Origin of the sequence: Vreelandella sulfidaeris, assembly GCF_042429665.1 — a bacterium.
Lineage (GTDB): Bacteria > Pseudomonadota > Gammaproteobacteria > Pseudomonadales > Halomonadaceae > Vreelandella.
Genome location: NZ_JBHMAC010000005.1, coordinates 125,343 through 146,648 on the forward strand (window position 1 = coordinate 125,343; position 21,306 = coordinate 146,648).

A 21,306-nucleotide genomic window follows, 5' to 3' on the forward strand; every position below is an offset into this window, starting at 1 on the left:
GTACCGCCTTTATCACTGCGCTTCTAGCGACGAAAAAGGGCGCCTCGCGGCACCCTTTTTCCATTAACACGGTGGGCTAAAAAGAGAGTGGTTGGTTACTCACACTCGCCCACGTGCTCGCCTTTAATTACCGTATTCATGCTTAGCTCACCCATCGGTGACTGGGTAAAGATATCGACATTCCCTTCAATATGCTCACCCATAAAACGCATCTCGCCATCAATCGTCGCTTCGCCACCCTCAGCACGGCACACCATACTGTAGCTTAGGCCGTCTGCGTTCAGCTCCTGGTCAAGCAGCTCGCAGCCTTCTTCTTCCTCTATAAAACCAAACTCGGCGCCCTCAAGCTCTTCTTGAGTAATACACTGGCGCTCGGTTTCGGTTTGATCCGGAATCTCCATTTCGCCGCTAACGCTGGTTTTACTAACAAACTCCCATTCACCAGGCGCTACATTAGGGGTTTCAGCCAACGCGACCATCGGAAAGGCCACTAGGGCCGCTACTGCCATGTTACGTAACTTCATCGCTACTCTCACTGCGTTGCTTTGGGAAACTGTCGATATCCTACCTGATTCAAACTTACGATGCCCTACTTGAGGATCACACTGCTACACTCAAATGTTAAAAACACGCGCCACTTGGGCAACGCCTGCTCAAGAATCCACCATCAAAAGAACCCACTATCAAAGGTTGCTAACGATGTATGACGACGCCTTGGTCAATTATGACTTTCACTGTCCCTACTGCGACACGCCGCTGACGTTTCTCATTGATGTCTCGCAAGGCAGCCATGCCACATGGGAAGACTGTCACCAATGCTGCGCGCCTATCCAGCTTCGCATCATTGTCTCACCCATGACCGGCGAACTTGACAGCGTCATGGCCGGACGCGATGACGATATTTTGTAACGCCCGCGAGCGACGAAGCGCATCATGCGTAAACCTCGCACGGTTACATGTCGGCTTTACGCAGCGCGGCTCCCCGCTTGGTCTCGTTGCGACGCATAAAAAACCACGCCAATAGCGTCGCCAGCGATACCGTTAAAATGATCAGGGTGGCCAACGCATTAATCTTCGGCGACACGCCCATGCGCACCGATGAAAAAACCACCATCGGCAATGTGTTAGCCCCAGGGCCCGAGACAAAGCTGGCAATGACCAGGTCGTCCAAGGAAAGCGTAAACGCCAGCAGCCAGCCTGCCGCCAGCGCAGGTGTAATCATCGGCAGCGTAATCGTAAAGAAGGTTTTCACCGGTGGTGAGCCCAAATCCATGGCAGCTTCTTCAATGGAATGGTCTACCTCTCGCAGCCGCGCAGCCACGACCACGGCGACGTAGGCACTACAAAATGTGGTGTGGGCAATCCAGATGGTCGACATGCCGCGATCAGCAGGCCAGCCGGTAAGCTGCGCCATCTGAACAAAGAGCAACAGCAGCGATAAGCCAGTGATTACCTCAGGCATTACCAGCGGTGCCGTTACCATACTGGACAGCGCCGTTTTCCCTCGAAAATGTCCGTAACGGGTCATGACAAAGGCGGCAACGGTGCCCAAACAGACCGCCATGCTGGCGGCAAAAAAAGCGATCCGCAGACTCGTCCATACCGCCGATAAAATCTGCTCATCACGGAACAGCGCTGCATACCAATGAGTGGAAAACCCCGCCCATACGGTGACTAGTTTCGAGGAGTTAAACGAGTACACCACCAGTACAAACATGGGTAAATAAAGAAACAGCAGGCCCACCACCAGCATGACTGTCGAAAAGTTAATTCGCCGTGTCATCATCATAATAGAGTGCTCATAAAACGCATCTCACTGTTCAAGTTCGCGGGACTGGTAACGGTGAAACCAGACAATCGGCACCAGTAAAAGCAGCAACATCACCATGGCAAGCGCCGACGCTACGGGCCAGTCACGATTGAGGAAAAACTCTTCCCAAAGGACTTTACCGATCATTAGCGTATCTGGGCCACCCAGCAACTCGGGAATCACGAACTCTCCGACGGCCGGGATGAACACCAGCATTGAACCGGCCACTATGCCTCCCATCGAGAGCGGTAAGGTTACTTTAATAAAGGTGGTTAACTTACGCGCCCCCAGGTCAGCCGCGGCTTCGAGTAATGAGTTATCCATACGCGCCAGATGGGCATACAGCGGCAACACCATAAACGGCAAATAGGCATACACGATGCCAATGGTGACCGCGAACTGGGTGTTCATCATCCGTAGCGGTGTCTCAATAAGCCCTAGTCCTATCAATAGATTATTGATGAGCCCACTATTACTTAAAATTCCCATCCAGGCGTAGATACGAATTAAAAATGATGTCCATGAAGGCAGCATCACCAACAGCAATAGCAATAGCTGCCAACGCACGGGCGCCCGTGCCATCGCAAAGGCCATGGGGTAGCCAATCAATAAACACACTACTGTCGCTATAAAGGCCGTTTTTACCGATCCCCAGTAAGCGGCGATATACAACGAGTCCGACAGTAGAAAAAGATAGTTACCCAGGTTTAAAAACACATGCAGCGTCTGATCAGCGTACTCAACCAATGGCCCATAAGGCGGAATGGCGATGGCTGCCTCCGAGAGGCTGATTTTAAGCACCAACGCAAAAGGGAGTAAGAAAAACAGCGTTAACCACACGAGCGGAAACGCAATCACTGCCCGACGACCTATTTGCAGCCGTTTGAGCAGTGCAGAAGAACGAGATGGCTTCATTAAAGGCAGTCTCCTCGCGTTAAAAAAAGCCAGCGGCAACCGGACTACGCTAGCGGTTTAACACAATGGTGCTGTGATCTTCCCAGTGGACATACACGCTATCTTCCCAGGTTGGCCGATCACCGCGACGCTCTGTATTCGCCATACTGACCTTAATCATCTGGCCCGACTGGGTGCGTATGTAATAGAGCGAAAAGCCGCCTAAATAGGCGATATCGTCCACCTTCCCTTCCGCCCAGTTATATTCTGCGCTGGGTTTTTCCCGGGTTAGCCAAATCTTTTCGGGCCGAAGCGCCACCCAAACCCGCTTGTCCATCGCCTGGGTGGTAATCCCATGGTCAATATAAATGGGTCGCTCAAGCGCCGGGGCAACGATGCGACAATGGTCAGCCGCGTCTTCGATAATTTCGCCTTCGAACAGATTCACCGTTCCGACGAACTCTGCCACCATACGACTCACCGGACTTTCATAAATATCTACCGGCGAGCCAACCTGCTCAATCCAACCATCCGCCATGATGGCGACCCGGTCAGCCATGGTCATGGCTTCTTCCTGATCATGGGTGACCATGATGCAGGTAACCCCCACCTGCTCAATGATCTCGACCACTTCAAGCTGCATTTCTGTACGCAGCTTTTTATCCAACGCCCCCATGGGTTCGTCCAAGAGCAGCAGCTTAGGTCGCTTGGCAAGTGAGCGCGCCAACGCCACCCGTTGGCGTTGCCCGCCGGATAGCTGATGTGGCTTACGTTTGGCAAAACGCTCCATGTGCACCAGCTTGAGCATTTGGGCAACGCGTGAGTCGATATCTGCCTTTGGAAGCTTGTCCTGCTTTAAGCCAAAGGCAATATTTTGCGCGACCGTCATATGAGGGAACAGCGCATAAGACTGAAACATCATATTAATCGGCCGCTTGTGTGGCGGCACAGCGGTGATGTTATCACCGTCTAATATGATGCGGCCCTCCGTTGGCGTTTCAAACCCTGCCAACATGCGCAGTAAGGTCGACTTACCCGACCCAGAACCACCTAATAACGCGAATATTTCACCGCGTTTAACCTGCAAATTGACATCATCCACCGCCAGCGCATCATCAAATCGCTTACTTAAGCGCTTCACTTCCAGCACCACATCTTCGGCAAACCGTGGTGTTTTGCCTTGTGAACGTGAGGCTGAAGGAGTCGCGGGTGAAGCAGATGAAGGCTCGTTCGACAGGGGCGTAGTGACCATTCGCCACTCCCATCAAAAGGCCCGGTATTCCGGGCATTAAAAAAACAAGCAGCGAGCCAGCATGACTGGCTCGCTGTCGGATAAGTATTAGCTTTTAACGCCCGGACTTAACACGATTCCAGATACGCGTACGGGCACGCAGTACATCCTGTGGCTTTTCAGCCTGTACGTACAGGTTTTGCATGACCTCGGTTTCCGGATAGATTGACACATCGTTAATGATTTCATCTGAAAGATATTCGTTTGCCGCTAAATTGGGGTTGGCGTAACGAACATATTCAGTGATCTCAGCGGCAATTTCCGGGTCCAGAATGAAGTTAATAAATGCGTGAGCGTTTTCAGTATTCGGCGCGTCGGCGGGTATCGCCATCATGTCGAACCACAGCGCGGCGCCTTCTTTAGGAATGCTATAACCAATGGTGAAATCACGGCCGGCTTCTTCAGCGCGTTCGGCGGCTTGGAAAACATCACCGGAGTAACCCGCGGCCACACAAACATCACCATTCGCCAGATCCGACACATAGCGCGATGAATGGAAGTAGGTCATATCATCGCGAACAGCCGCAATAACCTCACCGGCAGCTTCCAAATCGTCCATGTTTTCGCTTAACGGGTCCAGCCCTAGATAAGCCATCGCAGGCGAAAGCATCTCATCGGCGGAGTCAAGCATGGATAAACCGCAGCCCGCCTCGCTCAAGGCGGCGGTTATTTCAGGATCAAACAGCAGCGCCCAGCTATCGACCGGCGCATCGTCACCCAAAATCTCGGTTACGCGATCAACATTATAGCCAATGCCGTTGGTGCCCCACATATAGGGAACCGAATATTCATTGCCCGCATCAATGGCTTCCAGGTTAGCCATCAGCTCAGGATCAAGATTCTCTAAATTGGGCAGCAAGTCGTGGTCAAGCGGCTGAAAAACGCCAGCTTTCAATTGCCGAGTGAAATAGTAAGTAGACGGGACTACCACGTCATAGCCAGAACGCCCAGCCAGTAACGCGGCATCTAGAATTTCGTTGCTATCATAAACATCATAGGTCACTTCAATACCGGTACGCTCGGTGAATTTTTCCAGCGTTTCCGGAGCGATATAATCTGACCAGTTAAACACCCGCACTTCATTAGCGTGGGCAGCGCTAGCCGCTGCGGCGAACGTGATAGCCGCAACGGCCGCGGAAAGTTTGTGGTGATTCCCCATCTTGACTGCTCCTATTGTCTACTTTATTTAGCCACTTTTTAGCATATTCAACATAAGTATCAGCTTGCTTTGCCAAGTATTTACTGCGGCGGCCACTACGGACGCTCAACAGTTAACCAATAGCGTAGGCCATAATACTTACCGTGCGAATTTTGCGGTGCAGGGACGAGCACCGCAAGTCAATGTGCAAAATTATTGTATTCCGCACTATTGTCCCAATAAATATTGCCCCAACAAAGAGAGTGGGCTGTCATGCGGCGGCTGCGCCTGACAAAAGGAGTGCCTGAAACCGTATCTGAAACCAGACTTGAAACCAATGGCATATCTTTCTGGCTTTATCGATGCATACTGGCAGTTATTAAATAGCTAAAATCTATCAAAGGGATATCTATTATTAATTTTCTCCTTTAGTCGATAGCCTTTAGTATATTCTTATTTCCTAACCATTCATTAATAAAACCTGGAGACTAACTGCATGTCCTTGATCAATACAGAAGTTAAGCCGTTTAAAGCAACCGCCTACCTAAATGGCGAGTTTGTTGATGTTACCGAAGCTGATATGCAGGGTCAGTGGTCTATCTTTTTCTTCTACCCAGCCGATTTTACCTTCGTATGCCCTACCGAGCTGGGTGACCTAGCTGACAACTATGCTGAGTTCAAGAAGCTTGGGGTCGAAATCTATAGCGTCTCTACCGATACCCACTTTACTCACAAAGCATGGCATGACAGCTCTGAAACCATCGGCAAGCTGCAGTATCCGATGATTGCTGACCCAACCTTACGTATTTCGCGCAACTTTGAAGTACTGATCGAAGATGCTGGACTTGCCGAGCGCGGCACGTTTGTTGTCGATCCTGATGGTAAAATCCAAATTGTTGAGATTAACGCTGGCAACATTGGTCGCAATGCAGAAGAGCTGCTACGCAAAGTGAAAGCTGCCCAGTACGTGCGTGCGAATCCGAACGAAGTATGCCCAGCCAAATGGAAAGAAGGCGAAGATACGCTGGCTCCTTCACTGGATCTAGTAGGCAAAATCTAAACCACTACTGGCTTTTACGTCTCTCCAAGGATTCGTAAAATCCGCGGCTGACATCATTAGCTGCTGAAATAGCTAAGTGTGTGTTAGCTCAGCACCCGGGCATTGCCCGGGTGTTTTGTCACGGCTGCCCTGTTTGTTTTGTGTACTTATTTTTTATCCGCCTGCGCTTGCTCCAAACGTTTGATGGCGCATTAGCAGGAGTACACCGGGCACCTGTATTTTGCCTATCTCTGTTACCCGTGAGGAAGCTACTGTCATGCTGGACGCCAATTTAAAATCTCAGTTAAAAGCGTATCTAGAGAAAGTGACCCAGCCGTTCGAGATCGTTGCGTCGCTCGATGACGGTGCCAAGTCACAAGAACTTCTCAGTCTGCTAGAAGAGATTAGCAGCCTGAGCGATAAAATTACCCTGCACAGTGATGGTCAGGACTTGCGTCAACCATCATTTGCGATTAATCGCCCCGGTGAAGAAACCGGCGTGGTATTTGCTGGCATTCCCATGGGCCATGAGTTTACGTCGCTGGTCCTGGCACTTTTGCATGTCGGTGGCCATCCGCCTAAAACCTCTGAGGACCTACTTGATCAAATCAGAGCCCTTGATGGCGAAATGCTTTTTGAGACGTACTACTCACTGTCCTGCCAAAACTGCCCGGACGTGGTTCAAGCGCTTAATCTGATGGCTATTTTCAATCCGAACGTGCGCCATGTCGCTATCGACGGTGCGCTGTTTCAGGATGAAGTCGAGTCGCGCGAAATCATGTCAGTGCCGAGCATTTATCTTAACGGCAAGCCGTTTGACCAAGGCCGCATGACCCTTGAGCAAATTTTAGCCAAGGTCGACACCGGTGCCGCCGAACGCGATGCTAAAAAGCTAAGTGAAAAAGCGGCCTTTGATACATTGGTGATCGGTGGTGGCCCGGCTGGTGCGGCAGCGGCTATTTATTCGGCGCGTAAGGGCATTAATACTGGTGTTGCGGCTGAGCGTTTTGGTGGTCAGGTAGCTGACACGATGGGGATTGAAAACTTTATCTCTGTTTCCCATACCGAAGGTCCGAAGTTGGTCAGCGCGCTTGAAGAGCACGTAAAAGATTACGAAGTCGATATCATGAATCTGCAGCTTGCCACGTCGTTCAAAGCGGCTGAGGTGGAAGGCGGCCTACATGAAGTATCGTTTGAGACCGGTGCCAAACTTAAAAGTAAAACCTTGGTGTTGGCGACAGGGGCGCGCTGGCGCGAAATGAACGTGCCCGGTGAGCAGCAGTATCGCAATAAAGGCGTTGCCTACTGCCCTCACTGTGATGGCCCGCTGTTCAAAGGCAAACGCGTCGCCGTGATCGGTGGCGGAAACTCTGGTGTCGAAGCTGCGATCGACCTTGCTGGGATTGTCGGTCACGTCACCTTGGTAGAATTTATGGGCGAAATGCGCGCAGACGCAGTACTGCAGAAAAAGCTCAAAAGCCTGCCCAATGTCGATATTATCTTGAACGCGCAAACCACCGAAGTGACTGGCGACGGCAGTCGAGTCAATGGTTTGAATTATAAAGACCGCACGACCGATGAGAGTAAATCCGTCGCGCTGGAAGGTATTTTTGTCCAGATTGGCTTAGTACCCAATACGGAATGGCTCAAAGGCTCACCGATTGAGATGACGCCGCGAGGAGAAATCATTGTCGATGCGCACGGTATGACCTCAGTACCCGGCGTATTTGCTGCGGGTGATGTAACTACTGTCCCTTATAAACAAATCATCATTGCCATGGGGGAAGGGGCCAAGGCTTCCCTTGGCGCTTTTGATTACTTGATCCGCAACTAACTCAAGCGGACCCAATGGTTGACCTTTTTGACGTAAAAGACCGTGACGTCGTGCCCGCTCTGAGTAGCGGGCTTTTTTATAGCGAGACAATAGCCACCGAGAAGCTCATGCTTACCGGCTAGGAGAACGCCGGAATTTCACCGACTATTTCCGGGATCGTCACCTTCACATAGCGTCCAGGCGCAGGCTCGATAATCGTTAGCTCACCGCTACCAGGATGGCGAGCAGGCACCATCTTGTCGTTATCAGCGTAGCCATGTTGAGTCATCCAGGACTGCCAATGGGGCCACCATGAGCCTTCATGCGGCGTTGCGCTTTCCAGCCATGCCTCATGAGTGTCGGGTAGCTCGTCGTTGGTCCAGTAGCCGTACTTGTTCTTATGAGGCGGGTTTACAATACCGGCGATATGTCCCGAGCCGCCTAATACAAACGTGACCTGCCCTTTGGGCAGCAACGCGCCATAGTACGTACTGTTCCATTTGGCGATATGGTCTTCTTTGGTGGACACAAAATAGCTCGGCGTGGAAACCTTACGCAGATCTATTTTGACGCCATCCAATTCAATACCGTTCGGCTCAACCAAGCGGTTCTCCAGGTACATATGACGTAAATACCACGCGTGGGTGCCGGCGGGTAGATTGGTGCCATCGGTATTCCAGTACAGCAAATCAAACGCGGCGGGAGTTTCGCCCTTCAGGTAATTGTTGATATAGAACGACCAGAACAAGTCGTTCTCACGCAATAAGTTGAAGCTATAGGCCATTGAGCGACCATCTAAATAGCCTTTTAACTGCATGCTTTTTTCGATGCCTTCAACCACTTGCTCATTCAGGAACACACCGATATCACCGGGGTCCCGGAAGTCTTGAAGCGTCGCCATGTAGGTGACTGATTTGATTTTGCGGCCTCGCCGGGTGCTGGTGAGGTAGGCCACTGTGGAGGCAGCCAATGTCCCACCAACACAGTAACTAAGCAGATTAACTGACTTTTCACCACACGCCTGCTCGATAGCGTCCATCGCGTTAATGGGACCCAACTGCATGTAGTCAGCCCAGGTGATATCGCGCTGCTCTGGGCCAGGGTTACGCCAGGAAATCAGGAACACCGTATGCCCCTGCTCCACCAGCCACTTAACCATTGAGTTGTCTTCTCGCAAGTCAAGAATGTAGTACTTATTGATCCAGGGCGGCACCATCAGTAACGGTGTTTTAAAGACCTTTTCGGTCGTTGGCGTGTACTGAATTAGCTGGATCAGTTCGTTTTCATACACCACCGCCCCAGGGGTCACCGCAATATTGTCGCCCACGCCAAACGCGCTGCGATCGGTCATGCGAACGTTAATGCCTTCTGCTGAGTTGGCTAAATCTTCGCGCAGTCGGGCCAGCCCCTCAACCAGGTTTTCACCTTGGGTTTCAAGCGTTCGACGCATGACTTCAGGGTTCGTGGTGATAAAGTTGGTCGGCGCCATAGCGCTCACCAGTTGCCGCGCATAAAACGTCAAGTTACGCTTCTGGATATCATCTAGCCCACTTAAACTCGCCACCAATTCGTCAACCATCTGCGAGAACAGTAAGTACTGCTGCATAATGGCCATATATTGGGGGTCGTGGGTCCAGGCCTCGTCTTTAAAACGACGATCCGTTTTGGCGGGGGTAATGATCGGGTCAACCTGCTCGCCCGCCATGCGTCGCATGCCTTGCTGCCACAATAGCCATTGGTCTTGCAGTAACCGGGATTGAGTTTCCCATAATAGCGTCGGATTTTGCATGAGCGCTTTTGCACCCGCCTCAAAGCTTTGCCGCATATCGCTATAGATGGAATCGGCTGCGTCGCTAGGCGCCATACGGGCAAGCAAGTCCTGCATCAGTCCTTGATACTGTTCGCCAATGACCTTTAATTGGCGGTTCCAGGCATCGATTTCTTCGGGAGTCAAGCCTTCTGATAACCCTTGCGGCAGCCCTTGAGGAAAACTGTCGGATAAGCCTTTTAACCCGGGCATTGACTGGAATGGGTTGTGCCACGATGACTGCATCATTATTCTCCCGACGCCTTTCTTCAGGCGTACCGAAGGCGTTAGCTATAATGTTCGCTATTACCAAGCTCATAAATGCATTGCGGCGCCAAGTAGGCGCCGCAATGATGTCTTCAATCAGCTTTTACGCGATGACTGACTGCTAGCTTTGGCAGGTTGCTCGCCCTTGGTTGCGGCCTTGGCCTGGTCAGACATTTGCTGCCCGGCTTCGCTGAACATCTTTTCCATTTCCGATTTAAACTGCAGGCTCATTTCGCTCATTACTCTAGCGTCTTCCTGCATCTGCTGAGAAAGCGCATTCATCATTTCGGCTTGTTTCGTGCCGAAATCACGCAGGCTTTCTGCATCTTGAATTTCAGTGGCGCTGCGAATGCGCTCAGTACCCATTTGGCTGTAGCGCTTCATGGCCTCCAACTGGTACTGCGTCATTTTTTCCATATTGTTAAGCATCAGCGAATTCATCTTACGCATGGGCTCGAACATTTGGCGTGTTTGGGCGTTAAAGGCGTCCATCATATTATCTTGCATAGCGTCTGCTCCTATTTCGTTCCTTGGCATGAGCCTGGGAGTGACTCATCGCGTGTGAGACTGCTTTGCTGCAACGCAAAAAAGAGTAAGCGTTGGCTTGTTGCATTGCAACACTAACAACGTATCTGAGCCACCGGACAAATTTGGCGCCCCTTGCCCTGGACTCTTTTCAACGTCTATACGTTGTCCTAATGCAGCAGGATGAAGGCCGCTTGCGCTGCTGCACGCTAACGCGCCTGTTCACTTTATGCACCGCTGCGTTTGCTGGTAGAGCTTGTGCTAGCGCCAGAACGAGAGCGCGACGATGCACTGGACTTGGTCTTGCTGCCAGCTCCATCATTGTTACTCGTTTTCGTACTGCTATCTGCATCCGGCTCAGCATCAGCGCGGGGCGTCGACGAGGTAGCAGCACTCCCTGCTTGGCGCAGCATATCCAGCATCATTTGCTGATACGTACCGAAGTTGGCTAGCCCTTGAGACAGTCCTTGCTGCATCATAGGTTGCTGCATCATAGGTTGCTGCAGAAAAGGCCGCATCAGGCTCATAGGATCGTAGCCTTCTACCCCCGATTCCATCTGACGCTGGATATTCTCAAGCAGGTTTTTCTGGAAAGCTTCCACGTCGGGAAGCCCCAGAGATTGGCGAAATTCATCCGGAGTAAGATCAAACTCGACGTTAATCTTCATAGGCGGCTCCTGCTTGTTTTTGCTTTGTTTTGTTTGAGTGTAGCAGTCATACGCCAACACACCTCACCTTATACGACTAACGCTGTGCTAAGCGTGGTGTATCAACGTTGACATCGCCGTTTTGACCCCGCTGGCGAAGCCAGTGATCCAGCAGCGTAATCGCCATCATCGCCTCGGCAATGGGCGTTGCACGAATACCTACGCAGGGGTCGTGTCGCCCTTTCGTGATCACCTCGACAGGCTGTCCGTGAATATCGATAGAGCGGCCTGGCGTCGTGATGCTGGATGTCGGCTTCAGTGCCAACCGCGCAACGATGGGCTGACCGCTGGAAATACCGCCTAATACGCCACCTGCGTGGTTAGAGAGAAAGCCTTCAGGCGTCATCTCATCACGATGCTCGCTGCCACGTTGGGCGATACTGCCGAACCCCGCCCCGATCTCTATGCCTTTTACTGCATTAATACTCATCAAACCATGCGCCAGATCAGCATCCAGGCGATCGAAGACCGGCTCGCCCAACCCTACCGGCACCCCCTCGGCAATCACGGTAATTTCAGCGCCGACCGAGTCCTGATCACGACGCAACTGATCCATATAGGCTTCCAGTTCGGCTACACGTGCCGGGTCGGGGCAGAAAAAGGCATTTTGGCCAACCGCTTCCCACTCTTTAAAATCAATCTTGATTGGCCCTAGCTGGCTCATATAGCCACGAATTTGCACGCCCTGTGCAGCCAAGTACTTTTTGGCAATGGCACCAGCAGCCACCCGCATGGCCGTTTCACGGGCACTGGAGCGGCCCCCGCCGCGATAGTCACGATGACCATACTTGTGGTGGTAGGTGTAATCCGCATGGGCGGGCCGAAACTGCTCTTTGATTTTTGAGTAATCATTGGAGCGTTGGTCGGTATTTTCTATTAACAGACCGATGGAGGTGCCGGTGGTTTTACCTTCGAACACACCCGACAGGATACGCACCTGATCAGGCTCTTTACGCTGTGTGGTATGGCGTGAGCTGCCAGGCCGCCGACGATCCAGATCATGCTGAAGATCCGATTCAGTTAACGGCAGCCCTGGAGGACACCCATCGATGATGGCGCCAAGTGCAGGGCCGTGGCTCTCACCGAAAGTGGTGACGGTAAATAATTTGCCAAACGTATTGCCGGACATGGCGATTAGTTCCTCACACGAAAGACGCCGCATGGGCGTCGAGTTCAGCGGCGCTCAAGGCAAACACGCCCTGGCCGCCACGCTCAAAGTCAAGCCACAAGAAAGGTACGTCGGGAAACGCTGCTTCCACATGGCGGTCAGAGTTGCCGACTTCTACGATCAGCCAGCCGTCATCGGTTAAGTGTTCCCGCGCTTCACGCAAAATACGACGCACAATGTCCAACCCATCGCTACCGGCGCCCAAGGCTAATGATGGCTCATGACGGAATTCAGCAGGCATCGTCGCCAAATCACGGGCATCGACATAGGGCGGGTTGGAAACAATCAGATCGAAACGCTGTCTTTCCAAGCCATTGAACACATCCGACTCAATCACGCGTACGCGGTCGCCTACATCGTGACGGGTAATATTCTGGCGTGATACGGCTAACGCCTCTTGGCTGATATCGGCAAGTACCACTTCGCAGGTGGGTAAATAGAGTGCCGTGGCAATGCCGATACAGCCTGAACCCGTACATAAATCCAGCATAGTGGCGGGGGGTTCTTCGGGAAACCATGCCGCGAACCCGTCTTCGATGAGTTCGGCGATCGGCGAGCGCGGAATCAGCACACGTTCATCAACGCTAAACGGGTGGCCGGCAAAAAAGCTCTCCCCCAATAAATAGGGCAATGGGCGACGGGTGGTTATACGCTCTCGCGCCAAGCCAATGATGCGCTGACGCTCGACAGGCAACAGCCGCGCCTCTAATACGCTGGGGTCAATATTCCACGGCAAGTGCAGCGCGCCCAAGCACAGCGCCACCGCCTCATCCCAGGCAGACTCTGTGCCATGGCCGTAATGCAGTCCTGCCAGATAAAACTCGCTGGACACCCAGCGGAGATAATCACGCAGGGTAAAAAGTTCACCCACCAGCGCCGACTCCGGCAGGGTGAGCGTTGAGAAAGTGGTCTCTGCGTTCAAGTGGGTAGTCAAAGCGACTCCTGATTAACGGTAGCCATGGATACAGCCGGTATAGCGTGATCGCTACGACGAATAAAAGATTGTACCTTTCACGTCGCCCGGTTCACAGCAACGCTCATCTCGCTATACTGTGCGACATTGATTGTTGCCTTTTTCTATCACCCGAGCCTGTTATGACGCGACGCCGCCACCTGCCCAATGATGACGATATTAATGCCTTCCGCGATGCATTAAAGGCGGCAGGCGTGCGCCGTATCGCCACCAACCAGGCCGACCCTGGCAAGCCTAAACGCGATGGAAAGGCGCATGAAGCGAGGCGTAACGCGGCGGTAGAAAATAATGCTCCTCAAACCAGCGGGCGCACCTCGGATGGCCGGGTGGAAGCCGTGCGCCCCTCCGAGTATTTAGAATTCAGTCTACCCGATTTGCCGTGGCGCTCGTTTAGCCAGTTAAAGCGTGGTCAAACGGCGTGGCAAGCGGGACTTGATCTCCATGGTTATACGCTGGAAGAAGCTCGAGCAGAGCTTGAGAGCTTTCTCCGCGATTCGGCTGGCCAAGGACTGCGCTGCGTATTGGTAGTGCACGGCAAAGCGTGGGGAACCACGTCCGATTTTCCCGTGCTCAAAAGCCATACCAACGCGTGGTTACGCGAATGGCCTGGCGTATTGGCGTTCTGCTCAGCAATTGATATCGATGGCGGTACCGGCGCGGTGTATATTCTGCTGCGCAAGCGGGGGCAATAAAGGTTACTCGCCATCAACGTTATTCGGCAGCATCCGACGCGATACTGGGCATGCGCCGTTCCAGCGCTTCGTCCGCCAAATGCCGCCCCAGGCGAATCAACTCTTTACCGCGGTGAAACTCATAGGTGCTACAGACGGTTTTGGGTATTTCAATCAGTACATCAGGGGGGTAACCCGCCACTTTATATTTGGCCAATGCCGCCTGGGTAATATCAAACGACTCTAAAATCATATCGAGCTTACTCCACTCGCGTTTACCGCGTGCTTCGATAGCCTCTTCCGGTGCGCCGTCTTCGTCTTCTTCGCTGGCTCCTAGCCCGCTCCACAACTTTTGAGTAGCGGTACGCACGTCGCTCATCCATTTGCCCGTAGGTTGTGCTCGCTCAATGGCGTGTTGACTACTGCTATCGTCGGTTATCTTTTCTTTGGGCAGTAATGATTCCAGGCTCACCGGCAGCGGACTATGGGCAGTTACGTTAACAGCGACCACAAAGTCGGCCTGATGGGCGGCTACCACCGGCATAATCGGCAGCGGATTGAGTAGCCCCCCATCCACCAGAACTTGATCCCCCAAATGCACTGGGGTAATGATCCCCGGCACGGCAATGGAGGCGCGAATGGCTTGCAGCAACGGTCCACTTTGAAACCATACCTCACGTTGCCGAACCAGATCTGTTGCCACGGTGGTGATAGGGATAGGCAAATCCTCAATCAAAATATCACCGACCAGCGTTTCCAACTTGCTCATGACTTTGCTGGCGCGCATTGCCCCCATCGGGTTCCAGGTTACATCGACCAGTTTAAGTACATCCAGATAATCGAGTTCACACACCCAATCGCGATATTCAGGCAATTTGCCCGCGGCATAAATGCCGCCAATCAGCGCCCCCATCGAGCACCCTGACACGGCAATAATCTCAAATCCCCGCGCTTCGAGCGCTTCAATAACGCCAATGTGCGCATAGCCTCGTGCGCCGCCGCTGCCCAACACCAGCGCGACTTTATTTCCCCTGTCTTCCTGTCCCCATTGATTCATGCGGCCATCCTTTCCTAAACCTAACCGGTCTTACCCCAGTGAGTGTTAATGACGGCGGCGACGTTCGCCACCGCATGTGGTTCCAGATGCAGGTGATGCCCTCCGCTGAGCACATGGCGGGTTAACGCTTTTAGCGCATTGCGCGCCTGTTTGGCCCAGGCGCGCTCACCTAAGATCCCCTGCTCCCCCTCGATCAATAAAAGCGGGGCATTAATGTCTGCCAATAACGCGAGCACTTGGTCAGGGGTAAAACGCACCAGTGATGGCTTCAGCAAACGGCTGTCGGTGCGCATTTGTACCTGCCCATCAGCAGTAGGCTGAGTATTGCGCTCGACTAACGGGGCGGCCGTTATCGTATCGACAGGCGTAACACCACCCGCGACACGAGCGGCAATAGCGCTGTCGATATCACGGTAACACGGTGCGTTTGAAAGCGGACGGCGGTAAGCGGTTAACCCTTTACGCAGTTGACTGGCAGTCTCATTACTCGGCGTACTGAGCGCGCCTAGCCCATCAATCAAGGTTAACCGCTCAACGCGTTCGGGTAGTGAAGCGGCAAGCAAGCAGGCCACGGCGGCTCCCATGGAGTGAGCCAATAAGCTGCAGCGTTCAAGTTCCAGGGAAACCATGGCGTCGAGCACATCATGACAATAATCCCACAGCGCATAGTCACTGCCTTGCGGTGCGTGTGCCGAATGACCATGACCATGAAAGTCGAGGGCGACAATACGAATATCCAGCGCATCGACCAACAAGGGGGCTAAGCGCGAAAAACTGGCTGCATTATCCAGCCAGCCGTGTAACGCCAGCCAGGTAGGGGCATCAGAACGCCCCCAGCTCAGGGCCGCCAAGCGCCCCTGAGCAAGAGAAAGCGGCTGCGGCGCAACAAAGCGCCCCGCCGCTGTGAGCGAAGATGGAGGCATAGACAACGATCCTGAAAAAACAGCTAACACTAGCATACAAAAAGCCCAGTCCTAAGACTGGCAAGATGACGATCAAGGCGACAAACGTTACCATGCCGGGCGTAAAGCTTGTGCCTTTTCATCTCCACACTCATTGGATGCCATCATGAAATCACGCCGCGATACTCGCGTCCGTAACCTGGTCTTTTTTGTTGCTGTTATTAGCGCTGTTGTGGTCGGTTTCTGGTTGGCCAAATAGACGATTCCCGCCTGGCAGAGACGGTTTAAGCCTCACCGATCAGGCCCAAACTCGCGGCTGGGGCTTGGCGCCGTAAACTCCGCGAGAGCGCATGGCCTATCACGCCGATCAATATCGCGCCGCCAACCGGAAGGAAAATCCATAATCCCAGGTGAAACCGCGGAGTGAGGTCCAGCAAATATAGGTATAGCGCCGCCGTGGTCAGCTCCGCCAGCACCGCGCCCATCAAGCCACTAGCAAAGCCCAAGAGCGCGTATTCAGCACCCTGCACCCTTGAAATCATTCGGCTGCCTGCGCCAAACACACGCAGCAGGCCACTTTCGTGGGCACGCACAGGGCGGCTTGCCGTTAATGCTGCATAGAGCACGCTCACTCCCGCTAACAGCACCAACGCGAGCACTAATTCAACCGCCCGGGTGACCTGAGCGAGGACATCTCTTACCTGACCTAAAATGGCATCCACGTTTAGCAAGGACACGCCTGGAAAGTCGCTTATCAGTTCACTGATAAGCCCCTGCTCCGCTTCGGGCAGGTGGAAGGCCGTGATGTAGCTATGTCCAAACTGCTCCAATACGCCCGGCGGGAAAATAACAAAGAAATTAGGTTGAAAACTGTCCCAGTTCAGGCTGCGCAGGCTGGTAATTTGCGTAGTAATCTCGTCGCTACCGACCGAGAACGTCATTTCCTCACCCACGCTTAACCCTAGCCTTTCAGCCAGCCCCGCCTCCATGGAGATCGGCACCGCTGGTGGCTGTTGAGGGGACGATTGAGGCGTTGCTTCGACAGCACTCATCCAGCCTGCGCTGTCATTACGCTCTTCACGGCCTAACTGAGCGGGTGTGAACCACTCACCGGCCACTACTTCATTACCCTCTGGCACCTCGGCCTGCCAGGTAAGGTTGAGCTCTCTTCGCAGTGAGTTATCGCCGCGTGCATCGGCTGGAACAGCCTCTTGGGGGGCTTGGCCATTGATCGCAATAACACGGCCACGCACCATCGGGTATAGCGTGCTCTGGGTCTCTACTCGCGGGGCTACTGCGGCCTCAAAAGGGTCACGTTCAGAAGGCTGAATATTAATCGCGAAATAGTTGGGAGTATTCGCTGGCAACTGCTCTTGCCACGTGCTTAACAAGTCGCCACGCACCAATACAATCATTGCCATCGCGAAGAATGTCACCGAAAACGCTACTAATTGGCCAAGCCCTGCTTGGCGTCGCCGGGCGAGTTGGCGCCCCCCTAATCGAAGCGCCTGAGACCATTCGCCATGGCTAGAAATACCCTGTACGCCCCGCAATATCGCAGTCAGTAATAGCGTGCTGATCATCCACAGCACCCCGAGCAGCAGCGCACCACCCGCTAACAGAGCGCTAGCTAACGGCAAGCTTCCCGAATAGAGCCAAAGCAACCCTCCAAATACGATACTGGCCACACCCACCACCAGCCAGGCAGAGGGAGGCAGTGGATCTAACTCTCGACGTAGAACTTTTAGCGCACTCACCCGCTTAATACGCAGCAGTGTAGGCCCGGCAAACCCGACCAATACGGCAAGCGCAGTGAACACGCCTAACCCCAGCGGTAGCAGCCCAGGCGGCGGAAGCGTCATAGGTAGGAAGTTCACCAACAACCAGATCAGAACCGCTTGACCAATCAGGCCAAGTAGCGCTCCCAAGACCGCGGCAACCAGTGCCAAGCCCGTTAGCTGAAGGGTAAATATGGTCACTAGCTGGCGTTGACTGGCGCCGAAGCAACGCAGCAGAGCGGCGGTATCCAGATGGCGCTCCACATAGCGGCGGGTGGACATTGCCACCGCCACGCCTGCCAGCAATACCGCTGCCAAGCCGGCTAACCCCAGGTAGCTTTCAGCCCGCTGTAAGGCGTTACCAAGCTGAGGGCGATCCACACGCACATCACGCACTTCAACACCTTCACGGCGAAGTTCATCAAGTACTCCTTGTACTTGCTCTAGCGCCGCGGGCGGGCCTGCGGCGAGGATTTCAAACTCAATTCGCGAGCCCTCTTGTACCAGTCCCGTGGCCTCAACATCCGCCGTATTGATCATTAAGCGCGGATTGAAATTGCCGAAACCAGCAGACTGATCGGCTTCGCGCTCAATAATCCCCGACACTACCAATTCGGTTTGACCGACCTGTACGCGGTCGCCAAGCGTAATGCCAACCAGTTCCACCAAGCGCGGATCAGCCCATGCTTCGCCTGGCGGTGGGCCGGAGGCAATTCGCTCAGCACCATCGCCAAAGTCTACGTAGGACATGCCATAGTGAGGATAAACATCGTCAACGGCTTTCAAGCTCGCCGGCTGAAAACGTCCGTCACGACTAATCATCGACACCAGATCCACTTGGTCACTCAGCACAAAGCCAGCATTTTCAAGCTGGGCTCGTAGCTCAGCAGAAAAGGGGGTACGCTGCTCTAGCACAAGATCCCCGCCCAGCATCTGGCCAGCTTGACGCTCCAGACCGCGCTCTAAACGATCCAGAAAAAAGGCGATCATGGTAGACGCCGCCACGGCCAATACCAGGGCAATAAAAAGCGCACGGACATCGGCAGCACGCAGGTCTCGTTTGAGGCTGCGCATTGCTAAACGCCAGTTCATATCGCTCATTGGCTTCCCTCGTCGTTGAAGGCAGCAGTCGGCTCAAAGGGCTCCAGGCGCCCTTGATCCAAGCGCAGGCAGCGGTCACAGCGCTTGGCCAAGGCATGATCATGAGTCACCAGGATAAGAGTAGTACCCGCTTCGCGATTCAGGCTGAACAATAAATCAATGATTTGCGCGCCAGTATCAGGATCCAGGTTGCCCGTGGGCTCATCGGCAAATACCAGTTCAGGCTCTGTCACAAACGCACGCGCAACCGCTACCCGCTGCTGCTCGCCTCCGGAAAGCTGTTTGGGTAAGTGATCCATTCGTTCACCAAGCCCTACCCGTTCTAACCAGTGGGTCGCGGTGTGTGCTTCTCCTGCTCGCGGTGACAGCTCAAGCGGCAGCATGACGTTTTCAAGCGCGCTCAAGGTGGGCAATAATTGGAAGTTTTGAAACACAAACCCGACGCGGCCTGCGCGCAGTGAGGCACGTCCATCTTCATCCAACCGGCTGAGTGCGCTACCAAAGAGCATGAGCTCACCGTCGCTTGGCGTATCAAGCCCGGCGAGCAGGCCCAGCAAGGTAGATTTCCCTGCCCCGCTTTTACCTAAAATCGCGACGCTTTCACCGGCGACTACGCTCAGCGACAGGTCGTGTAAGATAGTGAGCGAGCGCTCTCCACTCACCACTTTTTTAGACAGCCGGTCAGCATGTAGCACGACGTGACCAGCAGTACCGTGCACTCGCTTATTCATCCCCTGAGGAACATCAGAGATAGTTTGGTTGTCGGTTAAAGCCTGACGTTCACCGTGAGGTGACACGCTTGATGGTGATTGATCATTAGACGCACTGGCAGTTTTATCTGAGGAGTAAGGCATGAAGCGTGACATCCCTATAACATTGCATGAACTGAACCGCATGGTAACCGGATGGCTGGTAGTGCTGATAGCCATCTTTGCCTCTTCGTCTATCAACGCAGCGTCTGATGATCCTGAATCAGTCAATCCACGCCAGGAGCCCACCTTACTGGTGATGGGCGATAGTTTAAGTGCCGCCTATGGTATTGAGCGTGAAGAGGGTTGGGTAAGCCTCTTGGCCGAGCGCTTAGAGGGCGATGCACAAATTGTTAACGCCAGTATTAGCGGCGAAACAACGTCAGGTGGATTACAACGCTTCGCTGATATTCTCCGACAGCAACAGCCGGATATTGTTCTTCTGGAACTGGGTGGTAATGACGGTTTACGCGGCTTGGCGCCTGCTCAAATGCAGACAAACCTAGCCAGTATGATTGAACAAAGCCAGCAGGCTGACGCTAAAGTGCTGTTATTGGGAATCGATATACCACCCAACTATGGTCAAGCGTACCGGGACGCCTTTACCGGCGTTTTCTACACGCTGGCAGAAGAGTATGACGTGCCGCTGGTGCCTTTCTTACTTGAGGATATCGCGTTAGACACCACGCTTATGCAGAGTGATGGCATCCACCCGACTGCTGATGCTCAACCGACGATACTCGCCAATGTGTGGCCCGCTCTAGAGCCATTATTAGAAACCACCCAACAGGCTGCCATGGAATAGGACAATCTCATCTTTTTTGGCTGAGATAAGTAGCACTTAAACACGGCAGCTTGTAGTCTTGAGGCCTATTTGTCGGTTATTAACGGCGTCATATGCCTGCACTGTCTGAATTCCGCCCCCCTACCTTTTCGCGCCGACAGTTCCTAGCAACTGTCGGCGCGCTATGCCTTGGTGTCGGGCTAGGCATTCACCCAACGCCTGCATCCGCTTTCGATCCGCAGCGCTTACGCCAGAGTATGCAGCAGTTGTATGGCCAGCCCGGTCTGGCTGTCTTAGAGGAGTGGTTTGCACTACTACAACAGCTGCAACTTCAGGACGTACAATCGCAATTGCGCGGCGTTAACGACTTTTTTAATCGCCGTATCCGCTGGGTGGACGATGTGACTGTGTGGGGACAAGAAGATTACTGGGCCACTCCGTTAGAAGCGATGGGTAAAGGCCAGGGAGACTGTGAAGACTACTCCATAGCCAAATACATTACGCTTAAGCAGTTAGGCATTGCTAGCCAATACCTGCGCATGATTTATGTGCGTGCACGGCTTGGGCGCAGCCAAATTACGCAAGCCCACATGGTACTCGGCTATTACTCGACGCCCAATGCTGAACCGTTAGTGCTGGACAATATAATACCGTCAATCACCCCTGCTTCTCAGCGCCCTGATCTTGATCCTCTATTTAGTTTTAATAGTGAAGGGCTTTGGGCTGGCGGTTCAACGGAATCCCGCGCCGATCCGTTAGCTCGGCTATCACGCTGGCGCAGCGTTATCGAACGCATGCAAACCCAGGGTTTCATTTAAGAGGAATTGGCACG

At 53.3% G+C, this 21,306-nt stretch carries 20 protein-coding genes; 6 read left to right on the plus strand and 14 right to left on the minus strand.

Going from position 1 to position 21,306, the window contains the following annotated elements; genetic code table 11:
- Positions 1–95: 95 nt before the first annotated feature.
- The gene (locus tag ACFFLD_RS03400; protein WP_386035612.1) at positions 96–524 is read right to left on the minus strand and encodes a DUF3617 domain-containing protein; all 429 of its coding nucleotides are present in this window, start codon (positions 522–524) and stop codon (positions 96–98) included.
- A 175-nt stretch (positions 525–699) separates the two neighbouring features.
- On the opposite strand from ACFFLD_RS03400, the gene ACFFLD_RS03405 reads away from it, so the two are divergent.
- Positions 700–909 carry a CPXCG motif-containing cysteine-rich protein gene (locus tag ACFFLD_RS03405; RefSeq protein ID WP_386035615.1) on the plus strand — a complete coding sequence of 70 codons (210 nt, stop codon included), beginning with the start codon at positions 700–702 and terminating at the stop codon, positions 907–909.
- A gap of 43 nt (positions 910–952) precedes the next feature.
- Here ACFFLD_RS03405 and ACFFLD_RS03410 read toward each other — a convergent pair whose 3' ends face one another.
- From ACFFLD_RS03410 to ACFFLD_RS03425, 4 genes are all read right to left on the minus strand, one after another.
- Positions 953–1,789: an ABC transporter permease subunit gene (locus tag ACFFLD_RS03410; RefSeq protein ID WP_386035618.1), complete on the minus strand. Its 837-nt coding sequence runs from the start codon at positions 1,787–1,789 to the stop codon at positions 953–955.
- Positions 1,790–1,813: 24 nt separating this feature from the next.
- Positions 1,814–2,725 (minus strand): ABC transporter permease subunit, encoded by a 912-nt coding sequence (locus tag ACFFLD_RS03415; RefSeq protein ID WP_386035621.1) that lies wholly within the window; start codon positions 2,723–2,725, stop codon positions 1,814–1,816.
- Positions 2,726–2,774: 49 nt separating this feature from the next.
- A complete protein-coding gene (locus ACFFLD_RS03420) occupies positions 2,775–3,956 on the minus strand; it encodes an ABC transporter ATP-binding protein (RefSeq protein WP_386035624.1) in 1,182 nt (393 codons plus the stop codon).
- Between the two features lie 94 nt (positions 3,957–4,050).
- Entirely contained in the window at positions 4,051–5,154 is a 1,104-nt protein-coding gene (locus ACFFLD_RS03425; RefSeq protein ID WP_386035627.1) for a polyamine ABC transporter substrate-binding protein, read from the minus strand.
- A 481-nt stretch (positions 5,155–5,635) separates the two neighbouring features.
- On the opposite strand from ACFFLD_RS03425, the gene ahpC reads away from it, so the two are divergent.
- Both ahpC and ahpF read left to right on the plus strand, forming a co-directional pair.
- Entirely contained in the window at positions 5,636–6,193 is a 558-nt protein-coding gene (gene ahpC / locus ACFFLD_RS03430) for an alkyl hydroperoxide reductase subunit C (protein ID WP_446753351.1), read from the plus strand.
- Between the two features lie 256 nt (positions 6,194–6,449).
- Entirely contained in the window at positions 6,450–8,006 is a 1,557-nt protein-coding gene (ahpF, locus tag ACFFLD_RS03435; RefSeq protein WP_386035633.1) for an alkyl hydroperoxide reductase subunit F, read from the plus strand.
- Positions 8,007–8,124: 118 nt separating this feature from the next.
- Here the strand turns inward: ahpF and phaC are convergent, their stop codons facing one another.
- From phaC to prmB, 5 genes are all read right to left on the minus strand, one after another.
- Positions 8,125–10,038, minus strand: a complete 1,914-nt coding sequence (gene phaC / locus ACFFLD_RS03440) for a class I poly(R)-hydroxyalkanoic acid synthase (RefSeq protein WP_386035691.1) — start codon at positions 10,036–10,038, stop codon at positions 8,125–8,127.
- A gap of 117 nt (positions 10,039–10,155) precedes the next feature.
- Complete coding sequence (locus tag ACFFLD_RS03445; protein ID WP_386035636.1) at positions 10,156–10,566, minus strand: phasin family protein; 411 nt, start codon at positions 10,564–10,566, stop codon at positions 10,156–10,158.
- A gap of 245 nt (positions 10,567–10,811) precedes the next feature.
- Entirely contained in the window at positions 10,812–11,252 is a 441-nt protein-coding gene (locus tag ACFFLD_RS03450; protein WP_386035639.1) for a hypothetical protein, read from the minus strand.
- A 76-nt stretch (positions 11,253–11,328) separates the two neighbouring features.
- Positions 11,329–12,420, minus strand: a complete 1,092-nt coding sequence (gene aroC, locus ACFFLD_RS03455; protein ID WP_386035642.1) for a chorismate synthase — start codon at positions 12,418–12,420, stop codon at positions 11,329–11,331.
- Positions 12,421–12,433: 13 nt separating this feature from the next.
- Positions 12,434–13,393, minus strand: a complete 960-nt coding sequence (prmB, locus tag ACFFLD_RS03460) for a 50S ribosomal protein L3 N(5)-glutamine methyltransferase (protein WP_386035645.1) — start codon at positions 13,391–13,393, stop codon at positions 12,434–12,436.
- A gap of 161 nt (positions 13,394–13,554) precedes the next feature.
- Here prmB and ACFFLD_RS03465 point away from each other — a divergent pair, with 161 nt between their 5' ends.
- Positions 13,555–14,124: a Smr/MutS family protein gene (locus ACFFLD_RS03465; protein WP_386035648.1), complete on the plus strand. Its 570-nt coding sequence runs from the start codon at positions 13,555–13,557 to the stop codon at positions 14,122–14,124.
- A 19-nt stretch (positions 14,125–14,143) separates the two neighbouring features.
- Here ACFFLD_RS03465 and ACFFLD_RS03470 read toward each other — a convergent pair whose 3' ends face one another.
- From ACFFLD_RS03470 to ACFFLD_RS03485, 4 genes are all read right to left on the minus strand, one after another.
- The gene (locus ACFFLD_RS03470) at positions 14,144–15,160 is read right to left on the minus strand and encodes a patatin-like phospholipase family protein (RefSeq protein WP_386035650.1); all 1,017 of its coding nucleotides are present in this window, start codon (positions 15,158–15,160) and stop codon (positions 14,144–14,146) included.
- A gap of 20 nt (positions 15,161–15,180) precedes the next feature.
- A complete protein-coding gene (locus tag ACFFLD_RS03475; protein ID WP_386035654.1) occupies positions 15,181–16,083 on the minus strand; it encodes an alpha/beta fold hydrolase in 903 nt (300 codons plus the stop codon).
- A gap of 263 nt (positions 16,084–16,346) precedes the next feature.
- Positions 16,347–18,941 (minus strand): ABC transporter permease, encoded by a 2,595-nt coding sequence (locus tag ACFFLD_RS03480; RefSeq protein WP_386035657.1) that lies wholly within the window; start codon positions 18,939–18,941, stop codon positions 16,347–16,349.
- Positions 18,938–19,795 carry an ABC transporter ATP-binding protein gene (locus ACFFLD_RS03485; protein WP_386035660.1) on the minus strand — a complete coding sequence of 286 codons (858 nt, stop codon included), beginning with the start codon at positions 19,793–19,795 and terminating at the stop codon, positions 18,938–18,940. The genes ACFFLD_RS03480 and ACFFLD_RS03485 overlap by 4 nt, the downstream gene beginning before the upstream one ends.
- On the opposite strand from ACFFLD_RS03485, the gene ACFFLD_RS03490 reads away from it, so the two are divergent.
- Both ACFFLD_RS03490 and ACFFLD_RS03495 read left to right on the plus strand, forming a co-directional pair.
- Positions 19,794–20,495, plus strand: a complete 702-nt coding sequence (locus ACFFLD_RS03490) for an arylesterase (protein WP_386035662.1) — start codon at positions 19,794–19,796, stop codon at positions 20,493–20,495. The genes ACFFLD_RS03485 and ACFFLD_RS03490 overlap by 2 nt on opposite strands.
- A 92-nt stretch (positions 20,496–20,587) precedes the next feature.
- Complete coding sequence (locus ACFFLD_RS03495) at positions 20,588–21,292, plus strand: transglutaminase-like cysteine peptidase (RefSeq protein WP_386035665.1); 705 nt, start codon at positions 20,588–20,590, stop codon at positions 21,290–21,292.
- The last annotated feature ends 14 nt before the right edge of the window (positions 21,293–21,306 follow it).